Origin of the sequence: Streptomyces sp. NPDC059002 (genome assembly GCF_042740435.1) — a bacterium.
In the GTDB taxonomy this organism is placed as follows: Bacteria; Actinomycetota; Actinomycetes; order Streptomycetales; family Streptomycetaceae; genus Streptomyces.
In genome coordinates, this window is record NZ_JBHYJI010000009.1 from 23,675 (window position 1) to 37,402 (window position 13,728).

14 protein-coding genes are annotated in these 13,728 nt (G+C 72.3%); 7 read left to right on the top strand and 7 right to left on the bottom strand.

Features of this window, described 5'->3' with window-relative positions; translation table 11 throughout:
• Positions 1–88: 88 nt before the first annotated feature.
• Complete coding sequence (locus tag ACFWZ2_RS10850; protein ID WP_384544595.1) at positions 89–1,132, top strand: NUDIX domain-containing protein; 1,044 nt, start codon at positions 89–91, stop codon at positions 1,130–1,132.
• Positions 1,133–1,142: 10 nt separating this feature from the next.
• On the opposite strand, the gene ACFWZ2_RS10855 is transcribed toward ACFWZ2_RS10850, so the two are convergent.
• Positions 1,143–1,943: a DJ-1/PfpI family protein gene (locus tag ACFWZ2_RS10855; RefSeq protein WP_384544597.1), complete on the bottom strand. Its 801-nt coding sequence runs from the start codon at positions 1,941–1,943 to the stop codon at positions 1,143–1,145.
• Positions 1,944–2,035: 92 nt separating this feature from the next.
• A complete protein-coding gene (locus ACFWZ2_RS10860; RefSeq protein WP_384544599.1) occupies positions 2,036–3,391 on the bottom strand; it encodes a dipeptidase in 1,356 nt (451 codons plus the stop codon).
• A 135-nt stretch (positions 3,392–3,526) separates the two neighbouring features.
• On the opposite strand from ACFWZ2_RS10860, the gene ACFWZ2_RS10865 reads away from it, so the two are divergent.
• Both ACFWZ2_RS10865 and ACFWZ2_RS10870 read left to right on the top strand, forming a co-directional pair.
• The gene (locus ACFWZ2_RS10865) at positions 3,527–4,729 is read left to right on the top strand and encodes a geranylgeranyl reductase family protein (RefSeq protein ID WP_384544601.1); all 1,203 of its coding nucleotides are present in this window, start codon (positions 3,527–3,529) and stop codon (positions 4,727–4,729) included.
• A gap of 158 nt (positions 4,730–4,887) precedes the next feature.
• Entirely contained in the window at positions 4,888–5,739 is an 852-nt protein-coding gene (locus ACFWZ2_RS10870; RefSeq protein WP_384544603.1) for an SDR family oxidoreductase, read from the top strand.
• An 18-nt stretch (positions 5,740–5,757) separates the two neighbouring features.
• Here ACFWZ2_RS10870 and ACFWZ2_RS10875 read toward each other — a convergent pair whose 3' ends face one another.
• A complete protein-coding gene (locus ACFWZ2_RS10875) occupies positions 5,758–6,213 on the bottom strand; it encodes a nitroreductase family deazaflavin-dependent oxidoreductase (RefSeq protein ID WP_384544605.1) in 456 nt (151 codons plus the stop codon).
• Between the two features lie 181 nt (positions 6,214–6,394).
• On the opposite strand from ACFWZ2_RS10875, the gene ACFWZ2_RS10880 reads away from it, so the two are divergent.
• The 3 genes from ACFWZ2_RS10880 to ACFWZ2_RS10890 all read left to right on the top strand — a co-directional run bounded on the left by ACFWZ2_RS10880 (position 6,395) and on the right by ACFWZ2_RS10890 (position 9,211).
• Positions 6,395–7,093, top strand: coding sequence for a TetR/AcrR family transcriptional regulator (locus tag ACFWZ2_RS10880; protein ID WP_384544607.1), 699 nt, complete (start codon positions 6,395–6,397; stop codon positions 7,091–7,093).
• Positions 7,094–7,238: 145 nt separating this feature from the next.
• Complete coding sequence (locus ACFWZ2_RS10885) at positions 7,239–8,549, top strand: sensor histidine kinase (protein WP_384544609.1); 1,311 nt, start codon at positions 7,239–7,241, stop codon at positions 8,547–8,549.
• Positions 8,546–9,211, top strand: a complete 666-nt coding sequence (locus ACFWZ2_RS10890; protein WP_384544611.1) for a response regulator — start codon at positions 8,546–8,548, stop codon at positions 9,209–9,211. Before ACFWZ2_RS10885 ends, ACFWZ2_RS10890 begins: the two co-directional genes overlap by 4 nt.
• Here ACFWZ2_RS10890 and ACFWZ2_RS10895 read toward each other — a convergent pair.
• Both ACFWZ2_RS10895 and ACFWZ2_RS10900 read right to left on the bottom strand, forming a co-directional pair.
• Positions 9,172–9,447, bottom strand: coding sequence for a DUF6332 family protein (locus tag ACFWZ2_RS10895; protein ID WP_384544613.1), 276 nt, complete (start codon positions 9,445–9,447; stop codon positions 9,172–9,174). The genes ACFWZ2_RS10890 and ACFWZ2_RS10895 overlap by 40 nt on opposite strands.
• 76 nt (positions 9,448–9,523) lie before the next feature.
• Positions 9,524–11,026: an MFS transporter gene (locus ACFWZ2_RS10900; protein ID WP_384544615.1), complete on the bottom strand. Its 1,503-nt coding sequence runs from the start codon at positions 11,024–11,026 to the stop codon at positions 9,524–9,526.
• Positions 11,027–11,115: 89 nt separating this feature from the next.
• Between ACFWZ2_RS10900 and ACFWZ2_RS10905 the strand changes: the two genes are divergently transcribed.
• A complete protein-coding gene (locus ACFWZ2_RS10905) occupies positions 11,116–11,517 on the top strand; it encodes a MarR family winged helix-turn-helix transcriptional regulator (protein WP_384544617.1) in 402 nt (133 codons plus the stop codon).
• Positions 11,518–11,526: 9 nt separating this feature from the next.
• Here ACFWZ2_RS10905 and ACFWZ2_RS10910 read toward each other — a convergent pair whose 3' ends face one another.
• Positions 11,527–12,270 (bottom strand): maleylpyruvate isomerase family mycothiol-dependent enzyme, encoded by a 744-nt coding sequence (locus tag ACFWZ2_RS10910; protein WP_384544619.1) that lies wholly within the window; start codon positions 12,268–12,270, stop codon positions 11,527–11,529.
• Between the two features lie 52 nt (positions 12,271–12,322).
• On the bottom strand, positions 12,323–13,720 hold the full coding sequence (locus tag ACFWZ2_RS10915; RefSeq protein WP_384544621.1) for an MFS transporter: 1,398 nt from the start codon (positions 13,718–13,720) through the stop codon (positions 12,323–12,325).
• Positions 13,721–13,728 lie beyond the last annotated feature (8 nt).

Consider the following 13,728-nt stretch of genomic DNA (forward strand, 5'->3'; position numbering starts at 1 on the left):
GGCGGGGATCAGCCACCCCATCAGCGGCTGGTTTCCGTGGCAGGCTGTTGCGGGCAAGCCACAGGGGGCCAACAGAAGAGGGGGAACCGTGATCGTCTGGATCAACGGCGCGTTCGGTGCGGGCAAGACCAGCGCCGCACGGGAACTGATCGAGCTGATCCCGAACAGCACACTCTTCGACCCCGAGGTCATCGGCGGCGCACTGCCGTATCTGCTGCCGCCCAAGCGCCTGTCCGAGGTGAACGACCATCAGGACCTGCCGATCTGGCGCCGCCTCGTCGTCGACACGGCCGCCGCGCTGCTCGCCGAGGTGGGCGGCGTCCTGGTCGTGCCGATGACGCTGCTGCGCCAGGAGTACCGGGACGAGATCTTCGGCGGTCTCGCCTCGCGCAGGATTCCCGTACGCCATGTTCTGCTCGCCCCGGACGAAACGATCCTGCGCGAGCGCATATCCGGCCGCGACGTGCCGCCGGAGCCGGCCGACGGCGACGTGCGCGTGCGGCAGTGGTCGTTCGACCGCATCGAGGCCTACCGCGCGGCGCTCGCGGACTGGCTCGGCGCCGACGCCCACCGCATCGACACCAGCGCCCTCACCCCCTGCGAGACCGCCGAGCGCGTCGCCGAGGCGGTCCGCACCGGCGCCGCCCCCGTCTGCGACATCGTGCAGACCCCGGAGCCCACCGCCGAGACAGTCGCCGCGGGGGTGCTGCTCTTCGACGAGCGGGACCGGGTGCTGCTCGTCGACCCGACGTACAAGGCGGGCTGGGAGTTTCCCGGCGGCGTGGTCGAACCGGGCGAGGCCCCCGCCCGCGCGGGCGTGCGCGAGGTCGCCGAGGAGACCGGCATCCGGCTCGCCGGGACGCCCCGGCTGCTGGTCGCCGACTGGGAGCCGCCGGTGCCGCCCGGCTACGGCGGGATGCGGTTCCTCTTCGACGGCGGCCGGATCGACAGCGGTCAGGCGCACCGGGTGCTGCTGCCGGGACCCGAGCTGCGCGACTGCCGGTTCGTCACCGAACAGGAAGCCGCCGCCCTGCTGCCCGCCGTGCGCTACGAACGCCTGCGCTGGGCCCTGCGCGCACGGGAACGCGGCGCCGCCCTCTACCTGGAGGCGGGCGTACCGGTCGAGGGGTGAACGACCGGCATCAGGTGGCCGCGTCGGCGATCAGCTTGAGTGCCAGTTCCTGCGTCGCGGCGTCGGCCTTCTCCGGGCTCCCGGTGTCGTACGGCGGCTCCGGGTCGTACTCGACCGCCAGCTGCATCGCCCGGGCCACCTTCTCGTCGGACAGGCGCGACGCGAGGTGGAGTCCCATGTCGATGCCCGCGGAGACCCCGGCGGCCGTGATGATCTTTCCGGCCTCCACGAAGCGCCCCGGCGTGTACGTCGCGCCCGCGTCCTTCAGGAACGGCCGCGAGGCCCAGTACGTGGTGGCGGGCAGACCGCGCAGCAGACCGGCCGCCCCGAGGATCAGCGAGCCCGTGCACACCGACGTCGTCCACACCGAACGGCGGTGGATGCGGCGGATCCACTCATGGACCTCGGTGTCGCCCATCATCGCGATGACGCCGCGGTCCCCGCCGCCGGGAATCAGCAGCACATCGGCCCGGTGCACGTCCCGCATGGCCCGCTCCGCGACCAGGCTCAGCTCTCCGGTGTCCGTACGGACCGGACCCTTCCCGTCGCGGCCGACCATCGTCACCCGCACGTCCGGCACACGGCACAGCACCTCGTAGGGGCCCACCGCGTCCAGCGCGGTGAACCCGTCGTAGAGCAGCACCGCCACCTGGACACGCGCGTCACCGGACGCCGCCCCTTCGCCGGACGCCGCCCACGCGGACCCGGCCGTGCCGCCCGCGGCGACGACTCCCGCCCCCACGGCTCCGGCCGCCGCGCCCCGCAGCACCCCACGACGGCTCGGCGTACGCCTGACACCCTCTGTACCCATGACCGACCAACGCCCCTCGCTCGTCCAGCAGTTGACGTTTCAGTAGTCGTACGTCACCGCGTCGGAGTTCCCGCGAGGGGCCGGTCGCCTCGTCAGTTGGCCGCGTACTTCTGGAGGAACAGCGCCTCGGCGACCGAAAGCCGCTCCAGCTCCTCGGGCGAGACGCTCTCGTTGACCGCGTGGATCTGCGCCTCGGGCTCGCTCAGACCGATCAGCAGGATCTCCGCGTCCGGGTAGAGCGATGCGAGGGTGTTGCACAGCGGGATCGAGCCGCCCTGGCCCGCGTACTGCATCTCCTCGCCCGGGTAGGCCTCGCCCATCGCCTCGGCCATCGCCGCGTACGCCGGGCTCGCCGTGTCCGCGCGGAACGCCTGGCCCTGCCCGATCTGCTCCGTGCGCACCCGCGCGCCCCACGGCGTGTGCGACTCCAGGTGTGCCTGGAGCAGCTTCGTCGCCTCCACGGCGTCCACGCCCGGCGGCACCCGCAGGCTGATCAGCGCCCGCGCACCCGCCTGCACGGAGGGCGTCGCGCCGACCACCGGCGGGCAGTCGATGCCGAGCACCGTGACGGCGGGGCGGGCCCAGATCCGGTCGGCGACCGTGCCCTTGCCGATCAGCTCGACCCCGTCGAGGACCTTGGCGTCCTTGCGGAAAGTGCCCTCTTCGTACTGAAGGCCGTCCCAGACGGCGTCGCCCGTCAGACCGTCGACCGTCGTCGAGCCGTCATCGGCGCGCAGCGAGTCCAGGGTCCGCACCAGCGCGGCGAGCGCGTCCGGTGCGGCGCCGCCGAACTGCCCCGAGTGCAGGTTGCCTTCGAGGGTGTCGACACTGATGCGGACGAGGGTCATGCCCCGCAGCGTCGAGGTCACCGTCGGCAGGCCGACGCGGAAGTTGCCCGCGTCACCGATCACGATCGTGTCGGCGGTGAGCAGCTCGGGGTGCTCCTCCGCGTACCGCTCGAGGCCGCCCGTGCCCTGCTCCTCCGAGCCCTCAGCGATCACCTTGACGCTCACCGGGACGCCGCCGTTCGCCTTCAGGGCGCGCAGCGCGAGCAGGTGCATGATGACGCCGCCCTTGCAGTCGGCGCTGCCCCGGCCGTACCAGCGGCCGTCCCGCTCGGTGAGCTCGAAGGGCGGGGTGGCCCACGCCGTTTCGTCGAGCGGCGGCTGCACGTCGTAGTGCGCGTACAGGAGAACCGTCGGGGCGCCTTCGGGGCCCGGCAGGAAGCCGTACACCGACTGCGTGCCGTCGGGGGTGTCGAGCAGTGCGACGTCCTCGAAGCCCTCGGTGCGCAGCGCGTCCGCCACCCAGTTCGCGGCGGCCTCGCTCTCGCTCCTCGGGAACTGCTCGAAGTCCGCCACCGACTTGAAGGCCACCAGTTCGGTGAGCTCCGCCTTCGCCTTCGGCATGAGTGAGGCGACGGTCTCGGCGATCGGATTCGGCGACATGGGCACGCTCCTCGTAGGTGCGACGTTGTACGTGTGGGTACATGTGATCCTCCCACAGGAGGGCCCCCGAAGGGTCCGCCGTAGGATGCCTGGGGAAAGCGCGGCCAACAGCGGGATCAGGAGCGGTAGACCAACGTGAGCAGCGAGAACACAGCGGACGACGCCCGGCACGTATGGGATGTCGTCGTGGTCGGAGCAGGCCCCGCGGGGGCCTCGGCGGCCTACGCGGCAGCCGTCGCGGGACGCAGCGTCCTGCTCCTGGAGAAGGCCGAACTGCCCCGCTACAAAACGTGCGGCGGCGGCATCATCGGCCCCTCGCGGGACTCCCTGCCGCCCGGCTTCGAGCTGCCCCTGCGCGACCGGGTGCATGCGGTGACGTTTTCCCTGGACGGCAAGTTCAGCCGCACCCGCCGCTCGCGGCAGACGCTCTTCGGCCTCATCAACCGCCCCGAGTTCGACCAGCAGCTCGTCGAGCACGCGCAGAAGGCGGGCGCCGAGCTGCGCACCGGCGTCACCGTCGCGCGCGTGGAGCAGCACGGCCCCGAGGTGCCCGACCGGCGCACCGTCGCCGTGATGCTGCAGGGCGGCGAGACCGTCCTGGCCCGCGCGGTGGTCGGCGCCGACGGCAGCGCGAGCCGCATAGGAGCGCATGTCGGCGTGAAGCTCGACCAGGTCGACCTCGGCCTGGAGGCCGAGATCCCGGTGCCGAAGACCGTCGCCGACGACTGGGCGGGCCGGGTCCTCATCGACTGGGGCCCCATGCCGGGCAGTTACGGCTGGGTGTTCCCCAAGGGTGACACCCTCACCGTCGGCGTGATCTCCGCGCGCGGCGAAGGCGCCGCCACCAAGCGGTACTTGGAGGACTTCATCGCCCGGCTCGGCCTCGCCGGATTCGAGCCCAGCATCTCCTCCGGGCATCTGACGCGCTGCCGCGCCGACGACTCCCCGCTCTCCCGCGGCCGGGTCCTGGTCTGCGGCGACGCGGCGGGCCTCCTGGAGCCGTGGACCCGCGAGGGCATCTCGTTCGCGCTGCGCTCGGGACGTCTCGCGGGGGAGTGGGCGGTGCGGATCGGCGAGGCGCACGACGCGGTGGACGCCCGCCGCCAGGCCCTGAACTACGCCTTCGCGATCAAGGCGGGCCTCGGCGTGGAGATGAGCGTGGGCCGCCGGATGCTCAAGGTCTTCGAGCGCCGCCCGGGCATGCTGCACGCGGCGATCACGGGCTTCCGCCCCGCGTGGAACGCCTTCGCGAGGATCACGCGCGGCTCGACGACGCTGGGCGAGCTGGTGCGTACGCATCCGCTGGCGGGGCGGGCCTTGAGCGCGCTGGACCGGTAGGCGCCGCCCGCAGGTTCGACGGAGCGAGCCAACAGAGTGGTGCAACAGGGGGTTGTAGGGGCTGAAGTGCTTCCGCGGTGGCTCATAGTCTGCCGACGGCACAACCTCAGTACCCCCTACAGAACCCCAGCACCTCTACTGAAGGCAGGCGTTCGGCCGTGGCGACAGTCCTCATCACCGGTTGCAGCAGCGGCATAGGCCTGGAGACCGCGTTGGCCTTCGCGAGGCGGGGAGACCGTGTCCACGCCTCGATGCGGAATCCGGCGAAGGGGGACGCGCTCCGTGAGCGTGCGCGTGCCGAGGACCTGGACATCGAGGTGCTGGCGCTCGACGTCACCGACGACGCGTCCGTGGCCGCTGCCGTGGCAGCCGTCGAGGAACGCCACGGTGCGCTCGACGTCCTCGTGAACAACGCGGGCATCGACTACACCGGCGCCGTCGAGGCTGCGCCCATCGAGCAGGCGCGCGCGGTGATGGAGACCAACTACTGGGGCGCGCTGCGCACCATTCGTGCCGCCCTGCCCGCCATGCGGGCGCGCGGCGGCGGCGTGATCGTCAACGTCGGCTCTCTCGCGGGCCGGGTCCGGGCGGTGCCGTACGGCGGTTTCTACGCTTCGAGCAAGGCCGCGCTGGGCGTCGTGAGCGAGGCTCTGTCGGCGGAGGTGCGCCCGTTCGGCGTGCGTGTGGTGTGCGTCGAGCCGGGCAGTTTCGCCTCCCGGATCCATGAGAACGCCGCCCGGCGGGAGGCCTTGGACGGTGACCCGTACGCGGCCGACGAGGCGTGGCTCGCGCGGTTCCTGTCTCGTGTGGGCGAGGCCTCGGGGGACTGCGGCGAGGTCGCCGACGCGGTCGTCGCCGCCGTGCAGAACCCGGACACCCCGTTGCACACCGTGGTGGGCAAGGACGCGGAGACGGCCCTGGAGCTCACCGCCGGGGTCTCGTACGAGGACTGGTTCCCGCAGTTCGTCCAGCAGGCCGAGTCCGTCGTGGGCCCGCGCCCGGCTCCGTAGCGCTGTCGGACCTCGGCCTCACTTCCGCACGGTGATCCGGAAGACGGGGTGGTCGGGCGTGACCGCCATGATCTCGGCGTCGGAGGACTTGGCGGTCACGCCCTGGAAATACTGGTTGACCTGCCAGCCCCACCGCTCCAGATAGCCGCGCAGCAGCGGCACCTTCTCGCTGTCGGGCACCTCTTCGGCGGTGAACTCCCGCACCTTGCGCCCCACTCGCAGCTCCCCGCCGCCGGCCACGTGCATATTGCGCACCCACTGGGAGTGCCCGCGTGCCGAGACGAGGTACTGGCCGCTGTCATGGGTGAACGGATTGACGGGGATGCGCTGCATCGCGCCACTCTTGCGTCCCCGTACGGAGAGTTCGGCGCTGCCCATCAGGCTGACGCCGTGCCGCGCGAGCCAGCCGATCACGCCGTTGAAGCGGACGTTGAGGCGGTTGCCTTTGAGGTAGCGAGTCGATGACGCAGACATGGTGTGCTCCAGAGGGGAGAGGGGATCGCGTTTCGAGAGCACTGCTCTCGCTTGTGAGCAGTGTGCGCGACATCGGTGATCCAAATCAAGAGCGGTGCTCTCGAAAGTGTGCCCCGATCTGAAAATGGATCGCCGATCTCGACTGTGTGCACCGCTCCAGTCGCATGGCACACTGGCCCGTATGAGCAGCGCCACCAAGGGAGCCAGGGCCCGCGCCCGCGTCGAAGTCACCGCGGCAATCAAGGACGAGGCACGCAGACAGCTGGCGGCCGACGGTGCCGCCAAGCTCTCGCTGCGGGCGGTGGCCCGCGAACTCGGCATGGTCTCGTCCGCGCTCTACCGCTACTTCCCGAGCCGCGACGACCTGCTGACCGCGCTCATCATCGACGCGTACGACTCCCTCGGCGCCGCCGCCGATGCCGCGCACGCGGGCGTCGCCGAGCAGCAGCCCGTGCGGCGGTGGACGGTCGTGTGCGAGGCGGTGCGTTCCTGGGCCCTTGCGCATCCGCACGAGTACGCCCTCATCTACGGCTCGCCCGTCCCCGGCTACCGCGCACCCGATTCCACCGTCCAGGCCGCCGCGCGCGTAGGGCAGTTGCTCATCGACATCGTGCGCGAGGCGCACCGGGGGCGGGGCGTCGCCGTGCGCCCGTTGCCGCCCGAGCTGCGGTCGGAGGGCGAGCGGCTCGCGGCGGACCTCGCGCCGGACCTGCCGCCCGCGGCGATCACGGCGCTGGTCGCGGCGTGGGCGCAGCTGTTCGGGCTCGTCGGCTTCGAGGTGTTCGGGCAGTTCAACCGTGTCGTCGAGGAACGCCCGGCGTTCTTCTCGCACGCGGTGCAGCAACTCGCCCATGACGTCGGGCTTTTGCCACAGGACTGACCGCCCGCTCCCGCCGGCCGAAGCCCCGCCTCCGCCGCACACGTCCGCGCGATCCACGTCCGCGCGGGCTACTCCCGAGGGAGTACGCGTGATCACCACGCCTGGCGGACGCCCCCGGCCTGCCGTGCGGTCTAGCGTGACCACCATGGACGAGCAGCGCGAACGTAGGCCCGGCGGCCCGCCCCCGACATGGAGCGGGCCGCCGATGCGGAGGCACGGACCGCCCTGGTGGAACTCCGGGGCGAAGGATCCCGGGGCGAACGAGGGGGCGGCGCAGCGCCTGCCCTGGTTCACGACGCTCGCGCTCACCGCGTTCGTGCAGATCGGCTCCGGATTCGCCGGGCACAGCCAGCCCGGACGCGAGCAGCTCGACCCCTACGCCAGGGTGCTCCTGTTCCTGGCCACCGCGGTCCTGCTGGTCCGGCACCGCTTCCCGCGGTCCGTCGCCTGGGCCACCGCCGGGCTCACCCTGGTCTACATCGGCGCCGGATACCCGTACGGACCGGTCTTCCTCGCCGTCGCCGTGGGCTGCTTCGCCGCGGTCGTCGCGGGGCACCGGCGCGCGGCGTGGGGGGCCGTGGGCGCGCTGTGGGCGGGGCATGTGCTGATCGCGCACTGGCTCTACCGGTGGCTGCCGCCGGGCGACGACGGGGCCCGCCCCTGGAGCGAGGAGGTCGCGGTCGCCGTCTGGGTCGTCGCGATCGTCGCCGTGTCCGAGCTGGGCCGGGTACGCCGGGAACAGTGGGCCAAGGAGCGGGCCGAGCGCGCGCAGGCCGCCAAGCGGCGCGCCGACGAGGAGCGGCTGCGGATGGCGCGCGAGCTGCACGACGTCCTCGCGCACAGCATCTCCGTCATCAACGTCCAGGCGGGCGTGGGCCTCGCCCTGCTCGACTCCGACCCCGAGCAGGCCCGCACCGCGCTGACCACCATCAAGGCGGCGAGCAAGGAGGCGCTGGGGGAGGTGCGCCAGGTCCTCGACACCCTGCGCGCCCCCGGCGACGCGCCACGCGCGCCCGCGCCCGGCCTCGACCGGCTCCCCGAACTCGTCGAGCAGGCGAGGAGCACGGGCCTGACCGTCGACGTCACCACCGAGGGCACCCGCACGAAGCTGCCCCCGGGCCTCGACCTCGCCGCGTTCCGCATCGTCCAGGAGGCGCTGACGAACGTCGTACGCCACTCCGTCTCCCGGCACGCGCGCGTGCTGGTGCGGTACGGGGCGGCGGACGGGCAGCCCGCCGCGCTCACCCTTCGTGTCGACGACGACGGCCCCGCGACCGGCACCGACGCGGGCGGCAGCGGCAACGGACTTGCCGGGATGCGGGAGCGGGCCGCGGCCCTGGATGGCACGATCGAGGCGGGCCCGCGCCCGGACGGCGGCTTCCGCGTGACCGCCGTACTGCCCCTGGCGGCGGAGCGGGACTCCACGACCCGCACGGCACCCCGGGAGGATCCGTGATCCGCGTACTGCTCGCCGACGACCAGTCCCTGGTGAGGGCGGGCTTCAAGGCGCTCCTCGACGCCCAGCAGGACATCGAGGTGGCGGGCGAGGCGGCCGACGGCCAGGAGGCGGTGCGCCTGGTGCGCGAAGTGCGGCCCGACGTCGTCCTGATGGACATCCGCATGCCGCTGCTCGACGGGCTCGCGGCGACCCGGAGGATCACCGAGGAGCCCGGGCTCGACGGCGTGAAGGTCGTCATGCTCACCACCTTCGAGCTCGACGAGTACGTCTTCGAGGCGATCCGCTCCGGAGCGTCGGGATTCCTCGTCAAGGACACCGAGCCGGATGAACTGCTGCGCGCCGTACGGGCCGTGGTCGACGGCGACGCGCTGCTCTCGCCGGGCGTGACGCGCCGCCTCATCGCCGAGTTCGCGGCCCGCTCCAAGGAGCCCGCGGCCGCCGACGTGCTCGGCGAACTCACCGAGCGGGAGCGGGAGGTGATGGCGCTTGTCGGCGTCGGCCTCTCGAACGAGGAGATCGCCCGCCGTCTCGTCGTCAGCCCGCTCACCGCGAAGACGCATGTGAGCAGGACCATGGTGAAGCTGGGCGCCCGCGACCGCGCCCAACTGGTCGTCCTGGCCTATGAGTCGGGCTTGGTGCGACCGGGCTGGCTGGGCTGACCGGCCGCCCGCCGGTGCCGTACGAGGATCGTCACCAGGGTCACGACGAAGACGCAGGCCCCGGCGATCACCCCGGCCCGGACCAGGGTGCCCTCGCTGGGCGAGGTCACGCCGAAGAAGAACGCGGGCGACCCCACGGCCAGCATCGTGCCGCCCGCGAGGGACGTCGCGACGAACAGGGCGAAGCCGATCTCCGCGGTGTCCGCGTCGCGCTCGGCCTGCGTCCTTCGCCCCATCGTCCGAGTGTGCGGTGCACGCCCCCTGCGGGCAAGCAACTGCCCGCCGGGAGCGGCATGTTGGGGGACCGGTGGGTCAGTCGCGGGCGGTCACCGGCTCCCGCTCCTCCGTCTCCCGCGCCGTCTCCTGGGGGAGCGACTTCGTGACGACGACCGTCTCCTGCGGGCGCCGCGTCCGCAGGCCCGTGAGCGAGATGAGGAGTCCGGCGACCGCGATGACGGTCACCACGATCAGGCCGGGCCGGTAGCTGTCGAGGACCGCCTGCGGAGAGGTGTCCCCGTCGTGCGACGACGCGGTGATCACGGCGGTGACGATCGCGAGGAAGATCGCGCCGCCCAGCTGGATCGAGGTGTTGAGCAGCCCGGACACCATGCCCTGCTCGTCGTCGTGCACGCCGTTGGTGGCCTGGATGTTGAGCGAGGGGAAGACCAGGGCGCAGGCGAAGCCGAGCAGGATCATGGAGGGCAGGACCACGGACGCGTACGCCGGAGTGAGGCTGATCCGCAGGAAGAGCAGGTAGCAGGCGACGAGCAGCACGAATCCGACGACGATGACCCGCGGGGTGCCGAACCGGTCGATGACCGAGCCGACCTTCGTCGACGACAGCGCGACGAGCAGGCCCGCGGGCAGGAAGGCGAGCGCGGTCTCCAGGGCGGACCAGCCGAGCAGCGACTGGAAGTACTGCGTCGCGAGGAACTGGAAGGAGACATAGCCGCCCATGAACGTCATCGCGCCCAGCTGGGCCCGGAGTTGGGGCCCCGAGCGCAGCACGCCGAGCCGGATCAGCGGGCTCGCGCTGCGCAGTTCGATGCGCAGGAAGACGGCGAGCAGCGCGGCGACGACGAGGAACGACAGGAGCGTGCGGGCCGAGGCCCAGCCGGCCTCGGGGGCCTCCACGACGGTGAAGACGAGCAGCAGCATGGTCGCCGTGCCGGTGATGGCGCCCGGTACGTCGTAACCGCCCTTGTTGTTCTCGCGGGCGCTGCGCGGGATCAGCTTGAGGCCGGCGATCAGCGCAAGGAGTGCGATGGGCGCGGGCAGCAGCATGGTGAGGCGCCAGCTGGCCTCGGTGAGCAGTCCGGAGAGGACGAGGCCCATGGAGAAGCCGGTGGCGGCGCAGGTGGTGTAGATGGTGAGCGCGCGGTTGCGGACCGGGCCCTCGGCGAAGGTCGTGGTGATGATGGAGAGGCCGGCGGGTGCGGTGAACGCGGCGCTCAGCCCCTTGACGAAGCGGCTGGCGATCAGGAGCGGGCCGGAGTCGACGAATCCACCCAGCAGCGAGGCGAGCGCGAAGACGGCGAGCGCGATCAGGAAGACCCGGCGGCGGCCGAGCAGGTCGGCGGCGCGTCCGCCGAGGAGCAGCAGTCCTCCGTAGCCGAGGATGTAGCCGCTGACGACCCACTGGAGGGTCGAGGTGGAGAGGTCGAGTTCGGAGCCGATGGAGGGCAGGGCGACGCCGACCATCGAGACATCGAGTGCGTCGAGGAACATCGCGGCGCAGAGCACCAGCAGTGTGCCCCACAGACGCGGGGTCCAGCGCTCCGGGGACGCGGAGTCGGCTGTGAGCGGAGAAGTCATGGGCAGTAAGGTACATGCGCATGCATTGAATGCAAGTGCATTTAATTCCGATGCAACAAAAGGGGGATTCTCTGCTACGGTGCGATGTCATGGCGGCGAAAACGGCCGAGCAGGAGCTCGTGGACCAATGGCGCGACATCCTCGCGGTGCATGCGCGCACCTTGTGCGAGCTCGACCGTGAGCTCCATGCGCACGGCCTGGGGGCGAGCGACTTCGAGGTGCTCGACGTGCTGGCCGAGGGCTCCTCGGACGACGGCGGCTGCACGTTCCGCGTGCAGGAGATCTCCTCGCAGGTCCATCTGAGCCAGAGCGCGCTCTCGCGCCTCATCGGGCGCCTGGAGAAGGACGGCCTCGTGGAGCGCGGCATGTGCAGCGAGGACCGGCGCGGCGTGCGGGTCTCCCTCACCGACAAGGGGCGCGAACTCCACACGCGCGTGCGGCCGTTGCAGCGCGCGGTCCTCAAGCGGACGCTCGAAGGCCCCGCCCGCTGACGCTCCCGCTCAGCCCATCACGATGGCGGACTTCTCCCGCCACAGCGCCGCCAGTGAGCGGTCCCCCGTCACCTGCGGGAACGGCAGCCGGTTCCACAGCGCCAGATAGAGCGGCCCCGCGGGCCCCGACACCTCGCAGTCGGCCTGAGCCGTGGAGCCGCGCTCCGTGACGGGCGGCCCGTCCGAGAGCCGCACGGTCCAGCTCCACTCGCCGGCCGCGTCCGTGGCCCGCACCCGCAGCACCCGGGGCGCGGCGCTGCGGACCCGGCTCCTGGACCGCGCGTGGAAGCCGAGCAGCAGCTCCTCGATCCCGTCGACCGCGAACGCGGCGTCGAGCGGCGTCGGCGCGCCCCCGCGCGCCGACTCGGCGTCCACCCGGTGGACGGCCGTCTCGTTCGCCTGCCGCCGGGCCCAGAAGGCCAGCGGCGACGGGGCGGGCAGGAACGCCCAGCACTCGACGTCGGGCGGCGCGGTGGTGAGCGTCTCGACGAGCGCGGCATGCCCCTCGCGGAACCAGCCGACGAGCGCGTCCCCGTCGAGGTCGGGCAGTTCACCGCTCAGCCGGTACGAGGAGCGCCGCTCGGTGATGAACGCGGCGGCCCAGCGGTGCACCATCCCGGTGTGCCGCAGCAGATCGCGCACCTCCCACTCCGGGCAGGTGGGGACCTTGGCGTCAGGACCCGCCTCCTCGGCGGCCCGGGCCAGCAACTGGCCCTCCGTGTCCACTGCTTGGATGTGCCGGGAAATCTCCATGCCGGGAATTGTGGCGGACGGAGCGCGCTCGAACCGGGGCCTCCGGTTGATGTCAGACCGATTCCGTACGATCCGTACGCTGCATCTGGGCCGCGTGAGCCGTCTCGTCCGCACGCCCGGTCTCATGCGCACGGCCCGCCTCCTCCACACGTCCTGCCCCGACCGCACGTCCTGTCTCGTCCGTACGTCCTGTCTCGTCCGTACGCTCCGTATGCCGTGTCGCGAAGCCGATGACCGCGGCGACGGCGGCGAGCAGCGCCACGCTCGTCAGCGCCGCGGGCAGCGAGTACCAGTCCGCCATGAAACCGATCAGCGGCGGTCCGACCAGCATCCCGCCGTAGCCGAGCGTCGACGCGGCGGCCACACCGCCGGGCCCCGCGAGGGCGCCCGCGCGTTCCACCGCCACGGGGAAGATGTTGGCGAGCCCGAGCCCGGTGACGGCGAAACCGGCGAGGGCGAGCCCCGTCGAAGGGGCGAGCGCGCCGAGCAGCATCCCGGCGCAGGCCGTCACACCGCCGCCGACCACCGTGCGGGTCCTGCCGAGGCGTTCGAGGAGCGTGGTGCCGGAGAGGCGGCCGATGGTCATGGCGAAGGCGAAGCACGAGTAACTCGCGGCGGCCACGCCCGGATGCGCGTGCAGATCCTGCTCCAGGTGCAGCGGCCCCCAGTCCGCGATCGCCCCCTCGCCGTACGCGGTGCACAGCGCGATGAGCCCGAAGACCAGGACGAGACCGCGGGTGCGGCGGTCCATGCGGTGCGGCGCCCGGCGCGAACCGCCGTTCCCCGCCCGGTCGGTGGCGTGCTCCGTGGGGACGGGCGCGGCCGGGGAGTGGGCGCGCAGCTGGTCCGCCGCGCCGTGCCGCAGCAGCGCGGGCGCCGTCACGGCGGTGATGGCCAGGCCCACGACCGTGATGCCGAGCAGATGGGGCGTGGGGGAGAGGCTGCCCGCGACCAGGCCGCCGAGCCCCGCGCCGATCATGCCGCCCAGGCTGAACGCCGCATGGAAACTCGGCATCACGGGACGTCGCAGCGCGGCCACCAGATCGACGGCGGCGCTGTTCATCGCGACGCTGATGCCGCCGTACGCGGCCCCGAAGAGCAGCAGGACGAGCCCCAGTACGAGGACCGATTCGGTCAGCGGCGGCAGCGCGACGCTCAGCGGGAGCAGCACGCCACAGGCCACGGTCGTCTGCAGGCTGCCGTAGCGCCTGCACAGGCGTCCGGTGAGCGTCATCGTGATCACCGCGCCCGCGGAGACCGCGAGCAGCGCGAGCCCGAGTTCGCTCGCCGACGCCCCGGTCTGCTCCTTGATGGCGGGGATGCGGACGACCCAGCCGGCGAAGACGAAGCCGTCGAGCGCGAAGAAGACCGTCAGCGCGACGCGCAGGCGGCGGAGGCCGGGGGAGGTGGGCCGCGACGCTGAGGTCCCGATTTTGTTTAGTAGCGGCACAAAGTCAG

What these genes read in the sequence shown, in the direction of transcription:
- ACFWZ2_RS10855 (WP_384544597.1), bottom strand. Translation starts at nt 1,943, where the DNA reads ATGGGTACAGAGGGTGTCAGGCGTACGCCGAGCCGTCGTGGGGTGCTG.
- ACFWZ2_RS10860 (WP_384544599.1), bottom strand. Translation starts at nt 3,391, where the DNA reads ATGTCGCCGAATCCGATCGCCGAGACCGTCGCCTCACTCATGCCGAAG.
- ACFWZ2_RS10875 (WP_384544605.1), bottom strand. Translation starts at nt 6,213, where the DNA reads ATGTCTGCGTCATCGACTCGCTACCTCAAAGGCAACCGCCTCAACGTC.
- ACFWZ2_RS10880 (WP_384544607.1), top strand. Translation starts at nt 6,395, where the DNA reads ATGAGCAGCGCCACCAAGGGAGCCAGGGCCCGCGCCCGCGTCGAAGTC.
- ACFWZ2_RS10885 (WP_384544609.1), top strand. Translation starts at nt 7,239, where the DNA reads ATGGACGAGCAGCGCGAACGTAGGCCCGGCGGCCCGCCCCCGACATGG.
- ACFWZ2_RS10895 (WP_384544613.1), bottom strand. Translation starts at nt 9,447, where the DNA reads ATGGGGCGAAGGACGCAGGCCGAGCGCGACGCGGACACCGCGGAGATC.
- ACFWZ2_RS10900 (WP_384544615.1), bottom strand. Translation starts at nt 11,026, where the DNA reads ATGACTTCTCCGCTCACAGCCGACTCCGCGTCCCCGGAGCGCTGGACC.
- ACFWZ2_RS10905 (WP_384544617.1), top strand. Translation starts at nt 11,116, where the DNA reads ATGGCGGCGAAAACGGCCGAGCAGGAGCTCGTGGACCAATGGCGCGAC.
- ACFWZ2_RS10910 (WP_384544619.1), bottom strand. Translation starts at nt 12,270, where the DNA reads ATGGAGATTTCCCGGCACATCCAAGCAGTGGACACGGAGGGCCAGTTG.